Raw genomic sequence first — 23,172 nt, 5'->3', positions numbered from 1 at the left:
CTCACGCCGGATCGCGCAGGTCCTCCAGCGCCTCCGGGTTCTCCATCGACGAGAGGTCGCCGGGGTCTTCGCCCCGATACACGGACTCGATCGCGCGCCGGATGATCTTCCCGGACTGCGTCTTCGGGAAGGCGTCGACGAACAGCAGCTCCCGCGGGCGGAACGGCTTCCCGTGCTCTTCGCCGACCAGCGCCCGGAGCGCTTCTCGGAGGTCGTCGCTCGGCTCGACCCCGGGGTCGAGAACGACGTACGCGACCACCGCTGTCCCGGTGGTGTCGTCCGGGACGCCCACCGCGGCCGCCTGGTTGACGGCGTCGTGGTCGATGAGCACGCCCTCGATCTCGGCCGGCCCGACCTTCCGGCCGGCGACGTTCAGGGCGTCGTCGGCGCGTCCGTGGAGGAACCAGAACCCGTCCGAATCCTTCTGCGCGAAGTCGCCGTGGTCCCACAGGTCCTCCCACGTCGACCAGTACTCCTCGATGTAGCGCTCGTCGCCGGACCACAGCGACGTGGTCATCGAGGGACACGAGTCGCGCGCGACGAGGAACCCGCGCTCGCCCGCTTCCCTGACCGACGCGCCGGTCTCGTCGGCGATGTCGACGTCCATCCCGAGTCCCGGTCCGCCGAGGGTGCAGGGTTTGAGGGGTTGGTTCGGCATCGGCATCAAAAAGCAGCCGCAGATCTCGGTACCGCCGGAGATGTTGATTATCGGGGACTCGCCGCCGCCGACCGCGTCGTAGAACCATCGCCACGACTCGGGGTCCCACGGCTCGCCGGTGGAGCCCAGGATCCGAAGCGAGGAGAGGTCGTGACTCTCGACCCACTTGTCTCCATGTTTGCGGAGCGCCCGGATCGCGGTCGGCGAGATGCCGAACTGGGTGATTCCGTGTCGGTCGATCATCTCCCAGAAGCGGTCGGGCTCCGGGTGGTCTGGCGCGCCCTCGTACATCACCACAGTCCCGCCGAACGCGTGGTTGCCGATCAGCGTCCACGGCCCCATCATCCAGCCGATGTCGGAGACCCAGAAGAACCGGTCCGCGGGCTTCTGGTCGAAGCCGAAGTGGATCTCCTTGGCGCACTGCGTGAGGACGCCCGCGTGGGTGTGGACGATCCCCTTCGGCTCGCCGGTGGTCCCGGAGGAGTACAACAGCAGTGACTCCTGATCGCTGGGGAGCCGCTTCGTCTCGTATCCGACCGGCTGCGACCCGATCGCCTCGTCCCACGTCGCGTCGCGGTCTGGGTGCCACGGGACGGGGTCTCCGGAGTCGCCGGCGGCGCCCTCGGTGTCCCCGTCGCCCGCGGGCGTCGCCCCCAGCCGGTCGTACACAACGGTGTGCCTGACGTGTCCCGCCTGCTCGATCGCCGCGTCCGCGGTCGCTTTCAGCCGCACCTCGCTCCCCCGGCGGTAGAACCCGTCGCCGGTGAAGAGGACGGTGGGCTCGGCGTCCGCGATCCGGGTCGCGGTCGCCTCCGTGCCGAACCCGGAGAAGATCGGCACCGCGATCGCGCCGACCTTCAGGCAGCCGTAGAGGATCGAGACGACCTCGGGCACCATCGGCATGTAGAGCCCGACCGTGTCTCCCGTCTCGATCCCAACGGATTCGAGATAGTTGGCGACGCGGTCGCTCTCGCGTTTGAGCTCGTGGAAGGTGACCTCCCGCACGTCGCCGGGCTCGCCCTCCCAGATCAGCGCGACGCGGTTGCGGTCCGGCGAGTCGACCGCGGCGTGTCGGTCGACGACGTTGTGCGCGACGTTGATCTCGCCGCCGGGGTACCAGTCGGTGAACTGCGGGCCGCCGCTGTCGTCTCGGACCGCGTCGTAGTCGGTGTAAAACTCGATGTCGAGGTAGTCGACGATCTCGTCCCAGAACCAGTCGACGCCGGACTCGGGCTCGCCCGCGACCTCCGAGGTTGTGCGTTCGATCAGCGCCTCGTAGTCGTCGATCCCGTACTCGCGCATGAACGCGGCGACGTTCGTCGACTCGGCGAACGCCGCGCTCGGCTCGTGTACGATCTCGTCTATCCCCTCGTACTCGTCCATCTCGTCCGGCCGTTTTCGCGGTGACCGTAAGTAATTTTCCTGAACGTTCGGCTACCGCGGATCGACGCACTCGCCGGCGACCGAGACGGTCTCGGCGTCGACGGCGACCGTCCCGTCGTACAGGGCGCAGGTCCCGGCGTCCCACGCGACCACCCCCTCCCAGTCGGCGCCCGTCACGGCGGCCTCGTGGCGCCCCGCCGTCCCGACCGCCGCCTCGAACGCGCGGGCGACGCCCGGGTCGATCCGGTCGGTCTCCTCCGCGTACAGCGTCCCGTCGTCACCCTCGACGACCACGTCGACGTCGACCGCCTCGTCGCCGTCGTTCCGGACCGTCAGGTCGAGCCGTCCGGGGCCGGCCTCACCGAGTCCGAGACAGCCTGCGGTCGCCCCTACGGTCACGGTCGCGGCCGTCGCCGTGAGGAGTTCGCGTCGATGCATAGTGGTGACTCGTCGCTGTAGGACTAGAACCCCGTACACGCGGCTCTCCGGGCGGGGACCGGAAGAACGCGACGCGAGGTCCGCAAAAGCGGTCGGTGTGACCGATCCGCCTACTCGGCGTCGGAATCGACCGGCTCGTCAGCGTCAGGGCCGCTTGCCGAGTCGTCCTCCTCCGCCGTCTCCTCGTCGGCGTACGCCGACTCGGGGACGATGTCGACGGAGGCGACAGCGTCGTCCGGATCCAGGTTCATCACGATGACGCCCTTCGTGTTGCGGCTCACGGTCGAGATCTCCTCGACGCGGGTCCGCATGATCTGGCCGGCGTCGCTCATCGCGAGCAGGTGGTCGCCGTGGGTGACCGCCTCGATGGCGACCGCCTCGCCGTTGCGGTCCCCGGTCTTAATGTCGATCAGCCCCTTCCCGTTGCGGGACTGCAGGCGGTACTCGTCCAGGTCGGAGCGCTTCCCGTACCCGTTCTCGGTGACGGTGAGCACCCAGTTGTGGTAGTCGTCGTCGATGGCGGCGACGCCGGCGACCGCGTCGCCCTCGCGGAGGTCGATACCGATCACGCCGCGGGCCGTGCGGCCCATCGCGCGCGCCTCCGACTCGTCGAAGCGGATCGCCATCCCGTTCCGGCTCCCGATGACGATGTCCCGGTCGCCGTCGGTTACCTCGACGTCGACGAGCTCGTCGCCGTCCTCCAGCCGGATCGCGCGGATCCCGGTCGACCGGATGTTGCCGAACTGGTCGACGGCGGTCCGCTTGATGTACCCGTCGCGGGTGACCATCGTGAGGAACTCGTCGTCGTCGAGGTCGTCGGTGTTGACGACCGCCTCGATCTCCTCGCCGTCGTCGAGGTCGAGGAGGTTGACCGCGGACTTGCCGCGGGCGGTCCGGGACATCTCCGGGATCTCGTAGGTCTTCAGCTCGTAGATCTGCCCGCGGTTGGTGAAGACGAGCAGGTAGTCGTGGGAGTTGGCGGCGAACACCGAGGAGACGCGGTCGCCCTCCTTCAGGTCGGTGCCGATGATCCCCTTCCCGCCGCGGTTCTGGGCGCGGAACGTGTCGAGCGACATCCGCTTGATGTAGTCGTCCTCGCTCATGGCGACGACGCACTCCTCCTCGGGGATGAGGTCCTCGTGAGTCACGTCGCCCACGTCCTCGATGAAGCTCGTGCGGCGCTCGTCGTCGTACTCGTCTTTAATCTCCCGGAGCTCGTCGACGATCACCTGATCCAGCTCGTCGGGGTCGGCGAGGATCGTCTCTAACCGCTCGATCCGGGCGGTCACGTCCTCGTACTCCGACTCGATCTCCTGTGTCTCCATCGACGTGAGCGACCCGAGCTGCATCCGGACGATGTGGGCCGCCTGCGCCTCCGAGAACTCGTAGTCGGCTTCGAGCGCGGCCTTCGCGGCGTCGCGGTCGTCGGAGTCCTGGATGGTTTCGACCACGTCGTCGACCTGTTCGAGCGCCTTCAGCCGCCCTTCGAGGATGTGCGCGCGGTCCTCGCGCTCCTCGAGCTCGTGTTCGGAGCGCCGCCGGACCACGTCGCGGCGGTGCTCGACGTAGTGTTCGAGCGTCTCCTTCAGGTTCAGCACCTGCGGCGAGCCGTCGACCAGCGCGAGGTTGATGACGCCGAACGTGCGTTCGAGGTGGCTCTCCAACAACTGGTTCTTGACGACCTCTGCCATCGCGTCGCGCTTGAGCTCGACCACGACGCGGATCCCGTCGCGGTCGGACTCGTCGCGGAGGTCGCGGATCCCCTCGATGGAGCCCTCGTTGACGTCCTCGGCGATGCGCTCGACGAGGCGGGACTTGTTCTGCTGGAAGGGGAGCTCCGAGATGACGATCCGACCCTCCTCCTCGTCGACCTCGAACTCGGCGCGGACGCGGAGGCGGCCTCGCCCGGTCTTGTACGCCTTGTGGACCGCGTTCCGGCCGACGATGTTCGCGCCGGTCGGGAAGTCGGGGCCCTTGACGTGCTCCATCAGGTCCTCGACGGTGCAGTCGGGGTTCTCGATCAGCTCGACGGTGGCGTCGATCACCTCGCCGAGGTTGTGCGGCGGGATGTTCGTCGACATCCCGACCGCGATCCCCGAGGAGCCGTTGACGAGCAGGTGTGGGAGCGCCGCGGGCAACACCTCGGGCTCTTCGAGCCGGTCGTCGTAGTTCGACGTGAAATCGACCGTGTCGCGATCGATGTCGGCCAACAGCTCCTCGGCGATGGGGGCCATCCGGGCCTCGGTGTACCGCATCGCGGCCGGCGGGTCGCCGTCGACGGAGCCAAAGTTCCCCTGCCCGTCGACGAGCGGGTACCGCATCGAGAAGTCCTGGGCCATCCGGGCGAGCGTGTCGTAGATGGCGCTGTCGCCGTGCGGGTGGTAGTCACCCATCGTCTCGCCGACGACGGAGGAGGACTTGCGGTGCGAGGAGTTGCTGGTGACGCCCGCCTCGTGCATCGCGTAGAGGATGCGCCGGTGGACGGGTTTGAGCCCGTCGCGAACGTCGGGGAGCGCGCGGCCCGCGATCACCGACATCGCGTAGTCGATGTACGACTGCTCCATCTCGTCTTCGATGCGGGCGTTCGTCACCTGCGCGGCGCGGACGTCGTCGGGGTCGACGTCGGGCACGTCCGAGCTCATATGTCCACCCACTCCGCCTCGGTCGCGTGCTCCTTGATGAACTGCTTGCGCGGCTCGACCGCGTCACCCATCAGCACGTTGAACATGCGGTCGGCGGCGGCCGCGTCGTCGACGTTGATCCGTTTGAGCCGCCGGTTCTCGGGGTCCATCGTCGTGTCCCACAGCTGGTCGGGGTTCATCTCGCCGAGCCCCTTGAACCGCTGGACCTGGTCCGGGTCGCCGTCGCACTTCTCCGCGACGATCCGGTCGCGCTCTTCTTCCGTCATCGCGTCGTACGTCTCGCCGCGGTTCCGGACGCGGTAGAGGGGCGGTTGGGCCGCGTACACGTAGCCCGCCTCGAGGAGGGGCTTCATGTGGCGGTAGAGGAGGGTCAAGAGGAGCGTCCGGATGTGGGCGCCGTCGACGTCGGCGTCCGTCATGATGATGATCTTGTTGTACCGGACGTCGTCGATGTCGAACTCCTCGCCGATCCCCGCGCCGATGGCGGTGATCAGCGCGCGGATCTCGTCGTTCTCCAGGATGCGGTCGAGCCGGTGTTTCTCGACGTTGAGGATCTTCCCTTTGAGCGGGAGGATCGCCTGGTTCTCGCGGTTGCGGCCCTGCTTGGCCGAGCCGCCGGCCGAGTCGCCCTCGACGACGAACAGCTCCGCCTCGGTGGGGTCGCGGGTCTGACAGTCGGCGAGCTTGCCGGGCAGCGCGGTCGACTCCAGCGCCGACTTCCGTCGGGTCAGCTCCTCGGCCTTCTTCGCCGCCTTGCGCGCTCGGGCGGCCTCGGCGGCCTTGTGGACGACCTTCCGGGCCGTGTCGGGGTTCTCCTCGAAGAAGGTCCCGAGCTTCTCGTGGGTCGCGGACTCGACGATGCCGCGGACCTCGCTGTTGCCGAGCTTCGTCTTCGTCTGCCCCTCGAACTGCGGGTCGGGGTGTTTCACCGAGATGACCGCGGTGAGCCCCTCGCGCACGTCCTCGCCCTTGAGGTTGGCGTCGAGGTCGTCGACGAGGCCGTGCTCGTTGGCGTAGTCGTTGACGGTGCGGGTCAGGGCGGTCTTGAAGCCGGTGAGGTGGGTGCCGCCCTCGCGGGTGTTGATGTTGTTCGCGAACGCGTGGACGGAGCCCTGCAGCTCCTCCGTCGCCTGCATCGCGACCTCGACGTGGATGTCGTCCTGCTCGTCCTCGAAGTAGATGACCTCGTCGTGGATCGGGGTCCGCGTCTCGTTGAGGTAGCCGACGAACTCCCGAATGCCGCCCTCGTAGCGGAACGTCTCCTCGTCGCCCGCGTCGTCGACGGCCCCCTCGTCGCGCTCGTCGACGAGCGAGACGGCGACGCCGGAGTTGAGGAACGCCAGCTCGCGCAGGCGGTTGGCGAGCGTCGAGAACTCGAAGGCGGTCGTCTCGAAGATCTCCTCGTCAGGCCAGAATCGGATGTAGGTGCCCGTCTCCTCGTCGTCGAGGTCGCGCACGCGCTCGAACCCGTCCTCGGCGGGCTCGCCGCGGTGGAACTCGTGGCGGTAGACGCCGCCGTCGCGTTTGACCTCCACTTCGAGCCGCTCGGAGAGGGCGTTGACGACGCTGACGCCGACGCCGTGCAGTCCCCCGGAGACCTGGTAGGACTTGGAGTCGAACTTCCCGCCGGCGTGGAGGACGGTCATGATCACTTCGAGCGCCGGACGGTCGTACTTCTCGTGGGTGTCGACCGGGATCCCCCGGCCGTCGTCGCTGACGCTGACGGAGTTGTCGTCGTGGATCGTGACGGTGATCTCGTCGCAGTACCCCGCGAGCGCCTCGTCGATGGAGTTGTCGACGACCTCGTAGACGAGATGGTGGAGCCCTCGACCGTCCGTGGACCCGATATACATCGCCGGACGTTTACGGACGGCCTGCAGGCCCTCGAGGACCTGTATCTGGCCGGCTCCGTAGTCGTTCTGCTCTGGCATAGAACTTGACTGAGGTAGTTGGTGGCGGGTTATAAAGGCGGCGCACGCGCGCGGGCGTGTGAGCGAGGACCACCACGTAACTACCGAACCCGGCAATCTATCGCTCGTCGAGAACCACTCGGGCCCGCTGGATGACCACGGCGCGGAGTCGGTCCGGGTCTGCGCCCGCGCCGGCTCCGAACCGAACGGGGGTCTCCCTCGCGATCGACTCGATCGCCCGGTCGGCGACCGCGTCGACGGTCACCCGTTCTCCCCGCCGCTTGAGGTCGTCGACGACGCGCTCGAACCGGTCGTCGGTGGCGTACGCCGCGGCGATCGCGTCGGGGCCGTCAACCGTCGGCGCGTCGGAGCCGTCGACCGTCGGCGCGTCGGGGTCGCCGTCCTGATCGCCCTCGCCCGCGTCTGGCGCCGCCCCCTCCGCGAGGAGCTTCCCCCGGCCTCCGCGCTTGTTGCGCACGACGACTCCGGCCGCCCGCCCCTCGCGCCACGCCGATTCGGGGATCGCGTACCTCTCCGGGTCGAAGTCGCGGGCGTTCACCTCGCGCTCGACCGCGTTGACCGGATCGAGCCCGACGCCCTCGAAGATGGCCGCGGCGGCGTCCGGCGGTCGGAACGCCCCCGCCCGCTCCGGCGGCGCCGACTCTCCGTTCCCGATCCACACGTCGGTTCCGAGGAACGTCGGGAGCCGGTCCCAGTCGTAGTCGGTCCCGCGGTGGCCGGTGGCGACGCCGAAGAAGACCACGCCCTCCGAGTCGTCGACCGCGTCTCGGAGGGCCTCGCGGTCGAACCGCTCGCGAATCTGCCTGACTGCGGGTCGGAGCGCGACCGGGACCGCCTCGGGATCCGCGTACGTCGTTTCCGGATCACCAATTCGAAGGAGCCCAGAGTCGTCCATCCGGAACCGGAGCCCCGTTCCGTCGATCAGTTCGAGGAGCCAGAGGTGGCCGTCGAGGAGGTCGTCGGGGGCCCGCGAGCCGCGAACGTCGGGGAGGGGTGGAAACGAGCGCATGAGTGGGCGACGGTTGGTCGTCGAAGCGTGCGTGCCGGAGCGGGTTGGCTCTTTGGGGTCGCCTCCCGCTCCGCCCGCGGAAGACCTGCGGCCGCTCCCGCTCGAACGCGCCGTTCGTTCCCACAGCTACAAGCCGCCGCCCGGCCTAGCGGCGTTCGATGCTCCCGATCGCGGACGCCTTCGAACACGATTATCAGGGGTGTGAGATCCGCTACGGCCGCGGGCGCGTCGCCGACCTCGGCGACGCCCTCGACGAGCGAGACCTCGGGGACGCGCTCGTCGTCTGCGGCTCGAACGTCGGCGCCAACGACGACCTCATGGACCCGATCCGCGAGGGGCTCGGCGACCGGTTCGCCGGCGTCTTCGACGGAACGACTCCCGACAAGCGCGTCGAGGAGGCGTTCGACCTGCTCGATCGACGGGCCGAGGTCGGGGCGGACTGCCTCGTCGCGGTCGGCGGCGGGAGCAGCCTCGACGTGGCTCGACAGGCGACGGTTCTCGATGTCGACGGGCGCGACCTTGCCGACCTTCGCGCGGACGCGGAAGAGGGCGCAGAGGCGCTCGGCGACCTCGCGCCGGGGACCGATCCCGCGCTTCCGGTCGTCGTGATTCCGACGACGTTCGCGGGCGCGGACGTCTCCACCGGCGGCTCGCTGGAGGTACTCGACGCGGACGCGTCGCCCACCGGTCAGCCGATGACCGTCAGCGGCGGGGGCGCGATGCCTGCGATCGACCTCGCGGACCCGGCGCTGTTCGAGACGACCCCGAAGTCGGTGCTGGCGGGGTCGGCGATGAACGGGTTCAACAAGGGGATCGAGACGCCGTACGCGGCCGACGCCTCGCCCGTGAGCGACGCGACCGCGGTCCACGGGACGCGGCTCCTGCGGGACGCGCTCCCGCACGTCGCCGACGACCCGGCGGCGACCGACCGCGCCGTGGTCGGCGTCCTGCTCGTCCAGCTCGGGCGGAAGATATCGGTGATCCACGCGTTCGGGCACGGCTTCGCGCGCCGGTACGACGTACAGCAGGGCGACGTTCACGCGGCGGTCGCGCCGCACGTCCTCGCGTACCTCTTCGACGAGGTGGACGCGAGCCGGCGAGCGCTCGCCAACGGCCTCGGCGTCGCGACCGCGGGCCGCGACGACGCCGCGATCGCCGAGGACGTGGTGGACGAGGTCGCCGCCGTCCGCGACTCCCTCTCGGTCCCCTCGCGGCTCCGCGAGCTGGAGCCGGTCGAGGAGGCCGACTTCCCCGCGATCGCCGAGTACATCGCCGACGACTGGTCGATGGACCGCGCCCCCGAGGCCCTCGACGCGACGCCCGAGGCGATCGAGGGCGTGCTGCGCGAGGCGTGGTGAGAGTCGTTCGGGAGGCGGTCTTCCCGTCGACCGCCTCCTACTCGTCGGCGGGCGCGTCCGGGCGGTACGCCTCGCTTATCTTCTTCCACTTCCCGGAGTGGAACCGCCAGTAGTTGATCGCGGCGGGGATCGTCGTCTCTGCGAGGAACGCGAGGTACACCCCCCACAGCCCGATCGCGGGGAGCGAGACCTCCGGGATCGTCACGGCGAGCCCCGGTACGTCGATCGCCGGCGTCGCCTCGCGGGCCCCGACGTACGCCAGCGGGATCGACACGCAGAACATCCCGAGGAACTGGCTCGCGAAGGGGATCTTCGTGTCCCCGGCCGCGTCGAGCGGCCCCGCCGCACCCCCGGAGATCCCCTGGAACACGACCGCGACGCAGGCCGCGTACACGAGGTTCACGGCGATCGGGATCTCGGGGCTCTCCGGCGTCTCGGCGAACAGCGTCACGAGATCCGCCGCGAAGACGGCCGTCAGCGCCGCGAATACCATGTACGTCGCCACCGAAAAGCGGATGATGTCGCGGGCGTACGCCTCCGCCTCCGCGGGGTCTTCTCCGCCGAGCTCCTGGCCGACCAGACTGGAGGAGGCGAGCCCGAAGCCCCAGCCGGGGGCGTTCATGATCCCGTAGATGCGACGGGCGATGACGAACGCGGCGACGGTGTTCTCGCCGAACACGTCGAGGATGGCCAACATCGGGAACTCCGCGGCGGTCCACACGAGGTTGCGCGCGCCGACCGGCACGCCGATCTCCACGAGGTCGCGGAGCATGTCCGGGTTCACGTACGAGCCGAGCGGATCGATCGAAATCGGGAACTCCCCGATTCCTGGAACCCGCCCCCGGACGAGTCCGATCGTGAACGCGGCGACGGCGATCACGTTCGAAAGGACGGTGCCGACCGCCGCGCCCTCGACGCCCCACCCGAGTCCGAAGATGAACAGCGCGCTCAGGACGATGTTCGCGACCGCACCGCCCGCCCGGACCTGCATCGCGGTGTAGGCGTCGTCGCAGCCGACGAGCACCCGGCTGCCGACGAGGTTGAGCGCGGCGAAGGGGACGCCGAGCCCCACGACCCGGAGGTAGTCGGCGCCGAGCGCGATCGCGTCCTCGTTGCTGCTCAGCACGTCGATGAAGCGCGTCGGGAACGTCCAGAAGGTGGCCGAGACGGGGATCGTGATGAGGGCGGCGAGGAGGACGCTCGATCGGACGGCGTCGCCCAGCTCCCCGTACGCCTCCGCGCCGAAGCGCTGGGAGACCAGGGCGATGGTGCCGCCGGCGACGCCCCCGCCGAGCGCGAACGCGAGCCCCCAGTAGGGGCCGGCGAAGCCGACGCCGGCGACCGCGCTGGTGCCGACCGAGACGCCGACCATCGCCACGTCGACCGCGTTCTTCGACATCCGGGCGATCCCCGTGACGATCCGCGGCCACGCGAGGTCCGTGGTCCGGACCACGCGGTGCCGGTCGATCAGCCCCGCCTTCGCGAGGGCGAAGCCGATGTATAAGATTAGCGCGCGGAAGGGGTTCGGGAGGCGAGCCACTGCGGGTACGGTCCTTTCTCCGTGGGTAGTAAAGGAATTTCGTCACGCGGCGGGCGTTTCCGGATCGGGGGACCGAAGCGCGGCGTCGCCTCCGTGCCGGCTCACGCCCCCGACACGAGGTACACCGACGCCACGGCGAACGCGATGCCCAGCGCCTTCCGCGCGCTGAACGACTCGCCTAGAAGGAGGAATCCGATCACGGAGGAGAACACGAGGAACATCGCGAATATGGGCGTCACGACGCTCACCGGGCCGAGCGCGAGCGATCGGTACAGCGCCAGGATACCGATCCCGAGGAAGACGCCGGCCGCGAGCACGTGAACGATCTTCGGCGAGGCGAGGTGTTCGGTGAACCCCTGTCCGGTGTACGCGAGCACGCCCACGGCCATGCAGATGAGAAGCGAGTTCGAGACGACGACCGCGACGTCGCTCGGGATCGCGTCGGGGCCGGTCGTCGCGACGCGCATCAGCGGCGAGACAAGCGCGTACGCGCCCATCGCGAGGAGCGCGTACGGGAGATACGTGTTCATGTTTCGGACTGGACGGCGGCGAACAAGTGCCTACCGACCTGCGTCTCCCCTGACCGGCACCGAAACGGTGACGACCGTCCCGCGCGGCTCCCGGTCCTTGAACTCGACGCTCCCGCCGACCTGATCGACGCCCCACTTCACGATCCACAGCCCCAGTCCGCTGCCGTGTTCCAGGGGCGTCTCGGTGCCGCGTTTCAGGACCTCGCGCTCCGCCTCTTCGATCCCGGGGCCGTCGTCGGCCACGGAGAGTTCGACCCACCCGCCGTCCGCGGCGGCACCGAGCCACACGGAGGGGGACTCGCCGTCGTTGTGTCGGACCGCGTTCGAACAGAGGCTCTCCGCGACCGCCCGCAACACGGCCGGGACCCGGACCGCCGGCACGTCGCCCTCGACGGAGACGTTCGCCTCCGGGAACTCGGTCCGAAGCGCCGCGGTCACTTCCTCGACGAGCGCGTCGAGCGCGACCGGCGGCGGCGACTTCGCCATCGGATCGAACAGCTCGCTCGCCGTCCGGGTGCGTTCGCTGAGATCGAGGATGCGCGAGGCGCTCTTCTTGACCACGTCCAGCGCGTGCTCGTCGGTCGGGTCGTCGCGAAGCTGGTCGGCGTACCCGTAGATCAGGTTCGTCTCCGTCCGCACGTCGTGTCTGAACACCCGGTTGAGCACGTCCAGCCGCTGCTGTTGACCGAGATACTCGCCGATGTCGTGGAACACCACTACCTCGCCGGTCGGCCGATCGTGTCCGTCGGCGATACACCTGACGGTGACCTCGTAGGGGCGCCGACCGTTCGGACCCGCGATCGAGACCGGGGACCGGTCCGAGCCTTCGACCGAGATGTCGTCGTACCGCGGAACGATCGCACCGGCCGGCTCCCCTACCGCGGATCGCCGGTCGATTCCGAAGGTGTCCGCGGCGCTCTGGTTCAAGTCGATCACGTACCCCTCGGTCCCGACCACGAACGCCGGATCGTGGAGGTGTTCGAACACCAGTTGCCGCGCGCGCCGGCGCGGTGCCGGCGCGAGCGTGAGCAGCCGGAACCGGGAGAGCGCGAGGAGGTACGCGACCCCGGACACCGCGAACGCGAGCGGGGTGGGGTCCAGTCCGGAAATCGGGAAGGTCCCGGTGAGGTGGAAGACGCTGCTGGCCCACGGCGCCGCCGTCCCAACGATCAGCGCGGCGCTCTGCCCCCGGAAGGGCCGCGCGTCGTCGCTGACGAGCTGGAGGATCGGGATCGACCCGAACAGCCCGAGCAGATAGGTGTACCCGGCGATGACGTAGTACCACGTGCCCGGGTCGACGCGGAGGAACGAGCCGACCGCGGTCGCCGCGACCTCCCGGTCGGCGACCACGAGCCCCCACGGATCGCCGGTGGCCACGACGCCGATCGTGACGGCGGGCACGACGAGAAGCATCGCCACGACTCGCGGCGTCACGTACCGTTCCCGTCCCGTGTACTCCAGCGCGAACAGCAGCCACCCCACGGGGATGATCACGACTCCGATCCACTGCACGTCGTACCACAGCGACTTCGCCGCGAGGGTCGGCGCCTCCAGCTCGAAGACGAGGAACGTCGTCCACCAGACCTGCCCGACGAGCAGCGCCGTCAGCCACGTCGCGCCCGCCTCCGGCCGCTCGCGCCACGCGAGGATCGCCGCGGACGTGCCGGTAACGACCGCGGAAAGCAGCGCGACAGAAAGCGGACTCAACCCGATCACAGTTATTTACACAGGACCACAATATAAATCATTTTGCTCCGGCGGCCAGAGATTCCCGTCCCCGCGCAGGGTCGCCAGCCTGTCTCTTATACACATCTCTGATGGCNAGACGGCGGGCGAAAGACGGCGGGCGAAAGACGGCGGGCGAGACGTGGGAGGGGGCGAGACCGCGTCGCCACCGGTCTCCCTGTCGGGTCCGTCGGTTGGTCAGGCCGCGGTGAGCACCAGCGCCGCCGCGACGACGAGGTAGCTGCAGTCGGGAGCGACGCCCAGCACCGCGCCGTCGTCGACGCGACCGGCGAGCGCGGTGACCGCGAGGGACGCCGCGACCCCGAGGCCGAGCGCCGCGGCGATGCCCGGCGCGAGAACCCCGGCCAGCGTCGCCGCCGCCAGCGTCGCCGCGGTGGCGAGGTCGACTCCGTACAGCACGCGGCGGGTCCGAGCGACGCCGAGGACGGTCGGGAGCGTCGCGACCCCCGCAGCGGCGTCCGCGTCCACGTCCCGGACGTTCGGGAGCTCGGTGTCGACGAACGACCGCAGGAGGAAGTACGCCATCGCGACAGCGACGATCGGTTCGCGTGGTGCCGCACCGAGAGCCGCGGAGCCGAGAGACGCTGAGCCGGCGAACGCCAGCGGAAGGAGCGTGACCGCGAGCGTCCACCCCGCGGCGACGACGACGGAACTGAGGACGGGCACCTCCTTCAGTCGCGGGAACCGCCGGTTGGCCGCGAGACCGCCCTCAGGCGCGAGCGATCGGACGGCCCGTCCGACGTTCGGGAGCCAGTCGGAGGCGTACGCGACCCAGAGCGTTCCGGGAAGCAGCGCGACGCCCAGCGCGAGCGGTCCGCCGAGGGTCGAAAGCGCCACGGCGAGCCCGTAGGCGAGGGCGGCGCCGATCATCAGCTGGTCGCCGTACCGGCGCGCGATCCGCGCGCGTTCGGGCGTGGACCGAGCGTCCGCCTCCGCGTCGGCGACGTGGTCGACCGTGTACACCGCGAACGTCACGAGCCCGACCACGGCCGGCGCGGGCGAAAGCGGCACGCCGAGCAGGACGGTCGCGATGACCGTCTCTATCGCGGCGATCGCCGCCACGAACGGAGAGCCGGAGGCGAGTTCGATGAGCGGCCCCAGGCGGTCGACGGCGTCGGCCGGCTCGGTCGGAACCGCTTCGGGTCGTGCCGCCTCGGCCGGTGTCGCCTCGACCGGTCCCTCCTCGGCCGGTGTCGGATCTGCGGGAACGGCCGATCCGGCCGAGGCCGGTCCGCCCGAACCCGTCGTTTCGGCACCGGTTCCCCTCGGTTTGGGGACCGATTCCGCGTCGGGAGTTGGCTGCGTGTGATACGACTCGTCGGTACCGTCGATCGGGGTCGACGGCGGGTCTCGTGTGTCTTGCATCGGTCGGCGAGCGACGGCGGCCGCTGCGTCTCCCGCCACCTACGTATCACCCCTCGACAACCATCTATTAACTAGAAGATAACTGCAGAAAACCCTGGCCGCGTTTGTCATGGCCCGTCGCGCGGCGTCGGATCTCGACCACCCTCGCCCCGCTTCAGTACGCTTTTGGGGCGAGCGGCCGACGGATCGAGCATGGACGGAACCTTCGATCACGTGATGATCCGCGTCGAGGACCTCGAGGAGAGCCTCGACTGGTATCAGACCCATCTGAACTACGAGGAGAAGGGCCGGTGGGAGGCCGACACCTTCACCAACGTCTACCTCGGTCCCGAGGGCGTTCACGAGGACGGCGCGCTCTTAGAGCTCACCTACAACCACGGCGACCACACCTACGAGATCGGCGACGCGTGGGGGCACATCGCCGTTCGCGTCCCCGAAGACGCGCTTCAGGAGTCGTACGACCAGCTGATGGCGGAAGGCGTCGAGGACTACCGCGATCCCGAGTCGTGCGGGAACCGCTACGCGTTCGTGAAGGATCCGGACGGCCACGAGATCGAGATCGTCAAGCGCGACTACGGAGAGAAGTGGAGCATCGACCACACGATGATCCGCGTCGAGGACGCCGACGAGGCGCTCGGCTACTGGACCCGCAAGTTCGAGTACACGGAGCAGCCGAGCGGCCGGTGGGAGGCCGACAGCTTCTCGAACTACTTCATGGCCCCCGAGGACGCCGCCAAGGAGGCGATGAAGCTGGAGCTCACCTACAACTACGACGGCCGCGAGTACACGATGGGCGACGGCTGGGGCCACCTCTGCGTCCGCGTCGACGACCTCGACGAGGCCTGGGACACGCTGATGACCCGCGAGGCGCCCGACTACCGCGATCCGGAGTCCTGTGACCACAACTACGCGTTCACGAAGGACCAGGACGGCCACGAGATCGAACTGCTCGTCCGCGAGTAACGACCCGCTATTTCGTCACTCGCCCGCCGGCTCCACGCCGGTCACCTCGAACCGGGCGCCGCCGTCGCGACCCTCCACGACTCGGACCCCCCATCCGTGTGCCGTCGCCACCTGCTCGACGATCCGCAGGCCGAAGCCGGTCCCCTCCTGCGAGGTCGAGTAGCCGGCGTCGAACACCTCCTCACGCTTCGCCTCCGGGATTCCCGGTCCGTCGTCCTCGACGAAAAACCCGACCTCGTCGGTCGTCCCGTCGCTTGCTCCGCCTTTCCTCCCCGCCCCCTTCCCGTCGCCGAGCACGCCCACGGCGATCGCCACGTCGTCGCCGCCGTGCTCGACCGCGTTCCGCATCAGGTTCTCGACGAGCTGTCTGAGCCGGCTCTCGTCGGCCCGGAGCCACAGGTCGTCCTCGACGGTCAGCGTCGCGTTCGCGGTCTCGACCGTCCGCCAGCAGGAGTCGACGACCGCGGAGAGCCGGACCGGCTCCGTCTCGCTCACCCGCTCGCCCTCGCGGGCGAGCGTGAGCAGGTCGGCGATCAGCGTGTCCATCCGCTCGTGGGCGCCCGCGACCGCATCGAGGTGCTCGCTGTCGCACTCGTCGCGGACCAACTCCACCCGCCCCTGCGCCACGTTCAACGGGTTTCGGAGGTCGTGGGAGACGACGCTGGCGAACTCCGCCAGCCGGTCGTTCTGCCGCTCCAGCTCCGCGCTCCGCTCGTGGAGGCGGCTGGCCCGCGCCGCGGCGTTGAGCGCCGTCTCGGCCGCCGTCGCGAGGATCCGCGCGAGGTGCTCGTCGGTCTCGTCGAAGACTTCGGGATCGGTCTCGCCGACGGAGATGGTCCCGTGTTCGCCGACCGGGAGGATCATCAGGCTCCGGAGCCCCGTGCCGGTGTCGACCGCCCCCGCCGTCTCGATGTCGTCGTACACGCGCGGCTCGCCCGCCTCGAACGCCCCCCAGTTGAGGCTGCCGCCGTCGGGGGTGAACACCACCCTCTCGGGCAGTATCTCTCTGACCGCCCCCGAGACCGCGACGGGGACGAGCCCGCCCGCGTCCTCGTCGTACAGCCGGACGGTGACCACGGAGAACCCGAGCACCTCCTCGGCGGCGTCGACGACGCGCTCGGCGATCTCCTCCGGGGAGTCCGCCCGGATCAGATTCCGGGTCGCGTCGTGGAGCCGCTCCAAGCTGGTCTCGCGCGCGACCCGGTCCAACGCGGCTTCGAGGTGGTTCGCGAGGATCTCCGCGATGAGCACGTCGGTCTCGGTGAACGCGTGCGGCTCCGCCGAGGAGATGACGAACAGCCCGTGGTCACCGATCGGGTGAAGGACGATGCTCTCGGCGGGGGTCTCTTCGTCGAGCGGGTCGAACGCCGACAGGTCGCCGACGCGGAGGGGCTCGTCGCCGCGATACGTCTCCCACGCGAGGGCCGCGCGCGTTCCGGCGGAAGCGTCCCGCTCGTAGGAGGGCTGGTCGTCGAAAAAGGAGGGTACGGACTCGGCGAGCGCGACCGGTTCGAGCGCGTCGCCGGCCTCGTTCACGAGGTGGATCCCGCTCAGTCCCGCGCCGACGACCTCGTCCACGGCGTCGACGGCCAGCTGCGTCGTCTCGTCGACCGTCCGCGTGTAGTTGAGGTCCCGCGTCCACTCGCGGAGCCGCGCCAGTTTCTCCTCGCGCCGCTTGCGGTCCGAGATGTCGCGGGTGTTGATCACGAACCCGCTGACTCCGTGTTCGTCGAGCCGGTTGCTCCCGACCGACTCCACCCACAGGTACTCCCCGTCGGCGTCCTCCAGCCGGTACTCGACCGTCGGGTCGGGCTCCTCGCCGGTGATCGACCGCGCGAACGCCTCGACGACCCGCTCGCGGTCTTCCGGGTGAACGTACGAGAACGCGTACTCGCCGACCAACTCCGCCGGGTCGTGGCCGAGGATCCACTCGATCGAGGGGCTCGCATACTGGAACGTCCCGTTCGCGTCGAGCGCGGTGACGATGTCGCTGGACCGCTCCACGAACGCCTGGTGTCGCTCCCGCTCCGTCACGTCTCGGAGGATCCCGACGAACCGGCGCTCGCCGTCCTCCTCGAACTCCCCGAAAGAGATCGACAGCGGAATCTCGCGGCCGTCTCGGTGCGCCCCCGGGAACTCGACGGCCGACCAGTCCATCGATCGCTCGCCGGTCTCGCAGTACCGCGCGAGGGCCTCGTGGTGCGCCTCCTCCTTCCGGTCGGGCATCAGCGTCGCCAACGGTTCGCCTTCCAGTTCCGCGGGCGCGTACCCGAACAGCCGCTCGACCGCCGGGTTCGCGAACCGGATCCGGCTGTCGGCGTCGATGGTGACGATCGCGTCCATCGAGTGGTCGGTGATCGCCTGCAGATGCGCCCGCGTCCGGTCGGCCTCGCGCTCGATCCGACGCTTCTCGACCGCTTCGACGACCCGGTTGGCCAGGATCTCGTACTGCTCGGTGCCGCCCCCCTTCTGGAGGTAGTCCGTCACGCCCGCGGAGATCGCCTCACTGGCGACCGACTCCGACCCCTTCCCGGTGTAGAGGATGAACGGGAGGTCCGGGTCGCGTTCGCGGACGGCCTCTAAGAACTCGATCCCGTTCGGGCCCGGCATGTCGTGGTCGGAGACGATACAGTCGACTCCGGTGTCCGGGTCGTCGAGGCGATCGAGGCCTTCGGTGGCGTTCGAGGCGGTCTCGACCGCGATCCGCGAATCCTCGCGTTCGAGGAACGACGCGGTGACCTCCGCGAGATCCGGGTCGTCGTCGACGTGGAGCACGCGGATGCGGTCACCCATGGGGTCGGGATACTCGTGACGCCGGCATAACCGTTTGGACCGGACGACTCCTACTCCCCGCCCGCCGGCCGGAAGGCGACGAGCGGCGCCCCGTCGGTGGCGCGCTCCTCGACGCCGACCGCGACCCGGTCGCCGACCGCGACCGCGTCGGACCCGGGCTCGACCCCCCGCAGGACGCCCGTGATCCGGACCGGCCCGAAGTCGGCGACGGCGGTCACGTACGGGGTGTCGTCGGCGAACTGCGGCCCGGCGACGTGGACGACGCTGTACGTCTCGACGGTTCCGGTCCCCGCGAGCCGCTCCTCGGAGAGCGTCGCGGACCCGCACTCCGGACACACCCGCCGCGGGGGAAGCGACCCGTGGCCCTCCGGACAGACGAGGGCGTACCCCTCGCCGTCGCCGAGGGCGTCGAGCCACTCGTCGTACGCCCCGTTGCTCGCGGGAGCGCTCATTTCGCCACCTCCAGTACGTGGACGACCGCGCTGGCCACCGTCCCACCGGCGTTGTGGGCGACCCCGACCTCGGCGTCGGCGACGCGCTCGCTGTTCGGGTGGTCGCCGCGTAACAGTCGAGTCAGCTCCGCGATCTGCGAGCCGCCGGTCGCGCCGACCGGGTGCCCCTTCGCCTTCAGCCCGCCCGAGAGGTTCACGGGGAGGTCGCCGTCGGCGGTCGTGACGCCGTCGCGAGCGGCCGAGATCCCCTCTCCGGGGTCGAAGAAGCCGAGGGACTCCAGCGCGAGCACCTCCGCGATAGTGAAACAGTCGTGGACCTCCGCCACGTCGACGTCGCCCGGGCCGACGCCGGCGTCGGCGTAGGCCGCGTCGGCGGCGTCGTCGGCCGCGGGAGTGCGAGCGAGGTGCTGGCGGTCCGCGAGCGACATCCGGTCGGTCCCCTGCCCGGTGCCCGTCACCGCGACCGGGGCGTCCACGTCGTGCTCGGCCGCGTACTCCTCGGAGACGATCACGAGCGCGCTCGCGCCGTCGGTGATCGGGCAGGCGTCGTAGAGGTGGAGCGGCTCCGCGACGGGCGGGGCGTCGAGCGCCTCCTCGACGGACACCTCCTTGCGGTACTGGGCGTACTCGTTGGGGACCGCGTTCGCGTGGTTCTTCGCGGCGACGTGCGCGAGGTCCTCGCGCTCGCCGCCGTACGCGTCGAAGTAGGCGGTCGCCATCAGCGCGTACGCCCCGGGGAACGTCACCCCGGCCCGCACCTCGAACAGGTCGTCGGCGGCGATGGCGAGCCCCTCGGTCACCTCGTCGGTCGGGAGGTTGGTCATGCGCTCCATCCCGCCGGCCAGGGCCACGTCGGCGTCGCCGGCGCGCACGGTCCGGACCGCCTCGCGGACCGCGACGCCGGCCGAGGCGCACGCCTCCTCGTAGCGGGTCGACGGGCAGCTCACGCCGGCCGCCTCGGCCATCAGCGGCGCCTGGTGGCCCTGGTGCTCGGCGAGCGCGCCCATGAAGTTGCCGTAGTTCAGCTCCTCGACGTCCTCGCGAGGGACGCCGGCGTCCTCGAACGCCCGCAGCGCGGCCGTCGCGAAGAGGTCGCGACCCGTCCGGTCCGGGTGGCTCCCGAAGCGGGTGAGCCCGACCCCGGCGACGCGTACGTCAGTCATACACGATCGATTATTCGGGTCCGATTTAGCCTTGCCGGAACGCGCGGCCGCTGCCGCTTACAAATCGGCCGAACCGAGCCTCATCCGATGTACCGCAGGTCGTCGTCCGGCACCGCGGGTCCGTCCTGCATCTCCTGGATCTTGCCGACGACCTCCTCCATCTCCTCGGCGCGGTCCTCCAGGCTCTCGTAGCCGACGGAGAAGTCGAGGCGGTCAGCGAGCACTTCCAGCACCGCCTGCGCGCTCTTCGGGTCGACGAGATAGCCGCTCGTCTCGCCCATCAGGCAGGCGGCGTCGAACCCGCGTCGGCCGCCGAGCCCGAGCACGAGCCCGGAGACGCCGACGATGCCGCCGGCTGGCTCGTCCGGGCGGAACTCGACGCCGATCTCCTCCAGTTCGTCGAGGAGGTCGCCGTCGGAGACCGCACCGAGCACGGTGTACTCCTCGACGAGTTCGCCGGTCGGCACGCCGCCGAGCGCGAACGCGCGGGTCGCACCGAACTCCTCGGCGATGTCGAGGAAGGTCGTGGTGAGCGTGTAGTGGCCCTTGTTCGAGCCCGCCTGGTGGTCGCCGGTCAACACGAGCAGGTCGGCGCCGTCGGTCTCGACCGCGTGAAACTCGGCGCAGGTCAGCTCCGCGACGCCGTCGCCGTCGACGCTCACCTGCGGCGGGAACTCGGTGGTGTACACGCGGCGGACTAACTCGCCGTCGAACTCCTCTAACAGGTGTTCGGCCGCGAGCTTCCCCACGTGGCCGACGCCCGGCAGTCCCTCGATGAGCACCGGGTCGTCGAGCTCCGGCGTCGCGACCTCGTCGATCTCGATGTCGTCCATACCGATTCCATCCGGGCGGGGCTCACAAGAGGGTGGCTATTCCGGCGTTGCGGACGGGGCGCGGTCGTGAGTGAGCTACTCCGACGCCCGCCGCCGCGCCCGACGCCGGTACTCTCCGTACGGGTCCTCGGGGCTGAACGGCGCCGGCGCGCTGTTCTCGGTCGGGCCGTCGCACTCCGGACAGCGATCGCCGAGCGCGTACACCGGTCGGTCGTGGGCGGTCTCCCAGTTCGCGCAGACGCGGATGTCGGATTTCACGGGTTAGGGAAAAGCGGTGGGAACAGGCCGGAGGCGACTACTCGTCGTCCTCGCGGCGCTCGCGGTGGAACTCGCCGGAGCCGCCGGCGGCCTCGATGGCCTCGCGGGCTCGGCCCGCGGCGGCCTCCAGCTGGTCCTCGGCCGTCTTGTAGTCGGGCGCGCGGACCTTGATCCGGTACTCGGGCGAGCCGACGTAGCCGACCTCGAGGTCGACGCCGTCCGGGATCTCGCCGTTGCCCTCGGCCGCGGTGAGCGCCTCTTTCACGTCGTCGACGCCGTCTGGGGCCGCGGACTCCAGGTCGACGTAGCCGGTCACGTCGACGTACGGGACGGAGACGTTGTCGCGGGCGGCCTCGACGACCGCGTCGAGGGCGTCGTCGTCGATGTCGACGTCTTCGAGCGCCTCCTCGCCGCTGATCGCGGCCGCCTCGAAGGCGTCGTACAGCGAGTCGTACTCGGCGAGCAGCGCGTTGGCGACCGCGGTGTAGCGGTCGTCGTCGACGTCCTCGCCGAGCGCGATCAGCATCCAGTTGTCGGCCTTCTGCGAGTTCTTCCAGGCCTGTATCTTGTCCTTGCGCTGGTGTTCGTTGACGTCTTTGATCGAGAGATCGATCTGGTTCGACGACTCGTCGACGTCGAGCACCTTCGCGACGACCGTCTGTCCCTCGCGGACGTGGTCGCGGACGTTCTTGATCCAGCCGGAGGCGACCTCGCTGATGTGACAGAGGCCGCGCTTGTCCTCGTACTCGTCGAGGTCGACGAACACGCCGAAGTCGGCGATTTCGTCGACGTCGCCGACCACTAACTCGCCGGGTTCGGGCCAGCCGCTGTACTTCATACGGGGGTGGTGAGGCGGTTACCGCGCCTCAACGGTTTCGACGATCTCGCCGTGGAGCTCGGCCTCCCCGCCGGTCGGGGTCGCGAGGGTCGTGCCGCAGACCGCGCACGACACCGTCGATGAGGCTTTGCCGAAGACGACCTGTTCGTTCTCGCAGTCGCCGCAGGCGACGCGGTGGAAGCTTCCCGCCATGCTTACTCCTGGAACGTGAGCCGGCCGGCGCGCCATCCCTCGCGCATGTGGGCCTTGCCGCAGTCGCCGCAGCGGTACTTCAGGTGGGTCTTCTTGGTCGGCTTGTCGCCACCGGGCACCTTCGAGTACCCGCCGGCGTTGCCGATCGTCGCGAGCGCGCGGCGCTGCTGGCGCGCGTCGCGTTTCATTCCGGTCGCCCGACCCGATCGAACCTTCTCCACTTCGTGCTCCTGGTGGGAGTCACAGTGTGGACAGTACGTGTTGAAACGACGTGGCATCTCCATGGATATCGACCTTGAATCGCGGTTCGTCGCCGACGCTTAAAACGGGTTTGGTCTGGCTCGGGTGCGGCGGCGCGTCTGCCCCTCACTCCTCCCACTCCGCGACAGCCCGCACCGGCGACCCGTCCCCGTCGCGGAGCCGGAGCGGGAAGGCGTACAGCCGGAACCGCTCGGGGAGGCCGTCGAGCCCGCAGAGGTTCTCGACGATCGGCAGCGAGTCGCGCAGGAGGGCGTCGTGGGCGGGGGTGCCGCCGGGCTCGCCTCCGCGGGGCGGTCCGGTATCCTCCGCCGATCCGGGCGGCGTCGGATCCGGCCCGAACGCGTCGAGGCCGACCCCGACGCCCAGCGCTCGGCACCGTCTCGCGGCCGCCGCGGTCAGGTACGGGTGATCGCGGTACCGGTCGGCACCCCAGTGGGACGCCCAGCCGGTCCGGAGGACGAGGAGGTCGACCGCGGGGTCGAGGGCGTCCGGCTCGGGAAGCGCCTCGGCCGCGATCGGCTCTCGCGGCTCAAGTGGCCGGCAGTCGACGAGGCGGGCGTCGAACGCGAACCGCCCCACGTCGGCCCCGTCGATCGGCTCCCCGTCCGGGAGCGCGTGTCGCGGCGCGTCCACGTGGGTCCCCGCGTGCGTCCCGGCCCTGAGCTCGCTCGTCGCGTAGCCGTCCTCCCCGTGAGTCGCGTCGGGGGAGAGCGTCACGTCGGGATCGCCCGGATACGTCGGCATCCCCGTCTCGATCGGTCGCGAGAGGTCGCGGAACACGGTGACCTCTGACGCCGGCGACCCTTAAACACCGGCGTG

The 23,172-nt window shown here is 69.9% G+C and carries 20 protein-coding genes; 2 read left to right on the top strand and 18 right to left on the bottom strand.

All coding sequences use genetic code 11. The annotated features are described in order from the left end of the window. Position 1: 1 nt before the first annotated feature. From C471_RS14865 to C471_RS14845, 5 genes are all read right to left on the bottom strand, one after another. The gene (locus C471_RS14865) at positions 2–2,041 is read right to left on the bottom strand and encodes an AMP-binding protein (RefSeq protein ID WP_004050374.1); all 2,040 of its coding nucleotides are present in this window, start codon (positions 2,039–2,041) and stop codon (positions 2–4) included. Between the two features lie 51 nt (positions 2,042–2,092). Beyond that, positions 2,093–2,479 (bottom strand): hypothetical protein, encoded by a 387-nt coding sequence (locus tag C471_RS14860; RefSeq protein ID WP_004050373.1) that lies wholly within the window; start codon positions 2,477–2,479, stop codon positions 2,093–2,095. A 110-nt stretch (positions 2,480–2,589) separates the two neighbouring features. Then, a complete protein-coding gene (gene gyrA, locus C471_RS14855) occupies positions 2,590–5,121 on the bottom strand; it encodes a DNA gyrase subunit A (RefSeq protein WP_004050371.1) in 2,532 nt (843 codons plus the stop codon). Continuing rightward, entirely contained in the window at positions 5,118–7,052 is a 1,935-nt protein-coding gene (gene gyrB, locus C471_RS14850) for a DNA topoisomerase (ATP-hydrolyzing) subunit B (protein WP_004050369.1), read from the bottom strand. The genes gyrA and gyrB overlap by 4 nt, the downstream gene beginning before the upstream one ends. A gap of 97 nt (positions 7,053–7,149) precedes the next feature. After that, positions 7,150–8,061 carry a hypothetical protein gene (locus C471_RS14845; protein WP_004050367.1) on the bottom strand — a complete coding sequence of 304 codons (912 nt, stop codon included), beginning with the start codon at positions 8,059–8,061 and terminating at the stop codon, positions 7,150–7,152. Positions 8,062–8,219: 158 nt separating this feature from the next. Between C471_RS14845 and C471_RS14840 the strand changes: the two genes are divergently transcribed. Then, the gene (locus tag C471_RS14840; RefSeq protein WP_004050366.1) at positions 8,220–9,419 is read left to right on the top strand and encodes an iron-containing alcohol dehydrogenase family protein; all 1,200 of its coding nucleotides are present in this window, start codon (positions 8,220–8,222) and stop codon (positions 9,417–9,419) included. A 37-nt stretch (positions 9,420–9,456) separates the two neighbouring features. Here C471_RS14840 and C471_RS14835 read toward each other — a convergent pair whose 3' ends face one another. The 4 genes from C471_RS14835 to C471_RS14820 all read right to left on the bottom strand — a co-directional run bounded on the left by C471_RS14835 (position 9,457) and on the right by C471_RS14820 (position 14,600). Beyond that, positions 9,457–10,959 carry an MATE family efflux transporter gene (locus C471_RS14835; RefSeq protein WP_004050365.1) on the bottom strand — a complete coding sequence of 501 codons (1,503 nt, stop codon included), beginning with the start codon at positions 10,957–10,959 and terminating at the stop codon, positions 9,457–9,459. 101 nt (positions 10,960–11,060) lie between these two features. After that, positions 11,061–11,489, bottom strand: a complete 429-nt coding sequence (locus tag C471_RS14830) for an EamA family transporter (protein WP_004050364.1) — start codon at positions 11,487–11,489, stop codon at positions 11,061–11,063. 30 nt (positions 11,490–11,519) lie between these two features. Beyond that, complete coding sequence (locus C471_RS14825) at positions 11,520–13,205, bottom strand: histidine kinase N-terminal 7TM domain-containing protein (protein ID WP_049909458.1); 1,686 nt, start codon at positions 13,203–13,205, stop codon at positions 11,520–11,522. A 207-nt stretch (positions 13,206–13,412) separates the two neighbouring features. Continuing rightward, positions 13,413–14,600 (bottom strand): UbiA family prenyltransferase, encoded by a 1,188-nt coding sequence (locus C471_RS14820; RefSeq protein ID WP_004050362.1) that lies wholly within the window; start codon positions 14,598–14,600, stop codon positions 13,413–13,415. Positions 14,601–14,792: 192 nt separating this feature from the next. On the opposite strand from C471_RS14820, the gene C471_RS14815 reads away from it, so the two are divergent. Beyond that, complete coding sequence (locus C471_RS14815) at positions 14,793–15,563, top strand: VOC family protein (RefSeq protein ID WP_004050361.1); 771 nt, start codon at positions 14,793–14,795, stop codon at positions 15,561–15,563. A 15-nt stretch (positions 15,564–15,578) separates the two neighbouring features. Here C471_RS14815 and C471_RS14810 read toward each other — a convergent pair whose 3' ends face one another. From C471_RS14810 to C471_RS14770, 9 genes are all read right to left on the bottom strand, one after another. After that, positions 15,579–18,356: a hybrid sensor histidine kinase/response regulator gene (locus C471_RS14810; RefSeq protein WP_004050360.1), complete on the bottom strand. Its 2,778-nt coding sequence runs from the start codon at positions 18,354–18,356 to the stop codon at positions 15,579–15,581. Positions 18,357–18,406: 50 nt separating this feature from the next. After that, positions 18,407–18,808 carry a Zn-ribbon domain-containing OB-fold protein gene (locus C471_RS14805; protein WP_004050359.1) on the bottom strand — a complete coding sequence of 134 codons (402 nt, stop codon included), beginning with the start codon at positions 18,806–18,808 and terminating at the stop codon, positions 18,407–18,409. Beyond that, positions 18,805–19,971 carry a thiolase domain-containing protein gene (locus C471_RS14800; protein WP_004050358.1) on the bottom strand — a complete coding sequence of 389 codons (1,167 nt, stop codon included), beginning with the start codon at positions 19,969–19,971 and terminating at the stop codon, positions 18,805–18,807. The genes C471_RS14805 and C471_RS14800 overlap by 4 nt, the downstream gene beginning before the upstream one ends. A gap of 80 nt (positions 19,972–20,051) precedes the next feature. Continuing rightward, positions 20,052–20,804 carry a proteasome assembly chaperone family protein gene (locus C471_RS14795; protein WP_004050357.1) on the bottom strand — a complete coding sequence of 251 codons (753 nt, stop codon included), beginning with the start codon at positions 20,802–20,804 and terminating at the stop codon, positions 20,052–20,054. Between the two features lie 75 nt (positions 20,805–20,879). After that, positions 20,880–21,062, bottom strand: a complete 183-nt coding sequence (locus C471_RS14790; RefSeq protein WP_004050356.1) for an RNA-protein complex protein Nop10 — start codon at positions 21,060–21,062, stop codon at positions 20,880–20,882. A 37-nt stretch (positions 21,063–21,099) separates the two neighbouring features. Then, on the bottom strand, positions 21,100–21,900 hold the full coding sequence (locus C471_RS14785; protein ID WP_004050355.1) for a translation initiation factor IF-2 subunit alpha: 801 nt from the start codon (positions 21,898–21,900) through the stop codon (positions 21,100–21,102). Positions 21,901–21,918: 18 nt separating this feature from the next. After that, on the bottom strand, positions 21,919–22,092 hold the full coding sequence (locus C471_RS14780; RefSeq protein ID WP_004050354.1) for a 30S ribosomal protein S27e: 174 nt from the start codon (positions 22,090–22,092) through the stop codon (positions 21,919–21,921). A gap of 2 nt (positions 22,093–22,094) precedes the next feature. Next, a complete protein-coding gene (locus C471_RS14775) occupies positions 22,095–22,376 on the bottom strand; it encodes a 50S ribosomal protein L44e (protein WP_004050353.1) in 282 nt (93 codons plus the stop codon). A gap of 82 nt (positions 22,377–22,458) precedes the next feature. Then, complete coding sequence (locus tag C471_RS14770; RefSeq protein WP_004050352.1) at positions 22,459–23,133, bottom strand: cyclase family protein; 675 nt, start codon at positions 23,131–23,133, stop codon at positions 22,459–22,461. Between the last annotated feature and the right edge of the window lie 39 nt (positions 23,134–23,172).

The sequence above is a fragment of the Halorubrum saccharovorum DSM 1137 genome (assembly GCF_000337915.1).
In the GTDB taxonomy this organism is placed as follows: Archaea; Halobacteriota; Halobacteria; order Halobacteriales; family Haloferacaceae; genus Halorubrum; species Halorubrum saccharovorum.
This window is presented reverse-complemented; position numbering and strand designations above follow the sequence as displayed.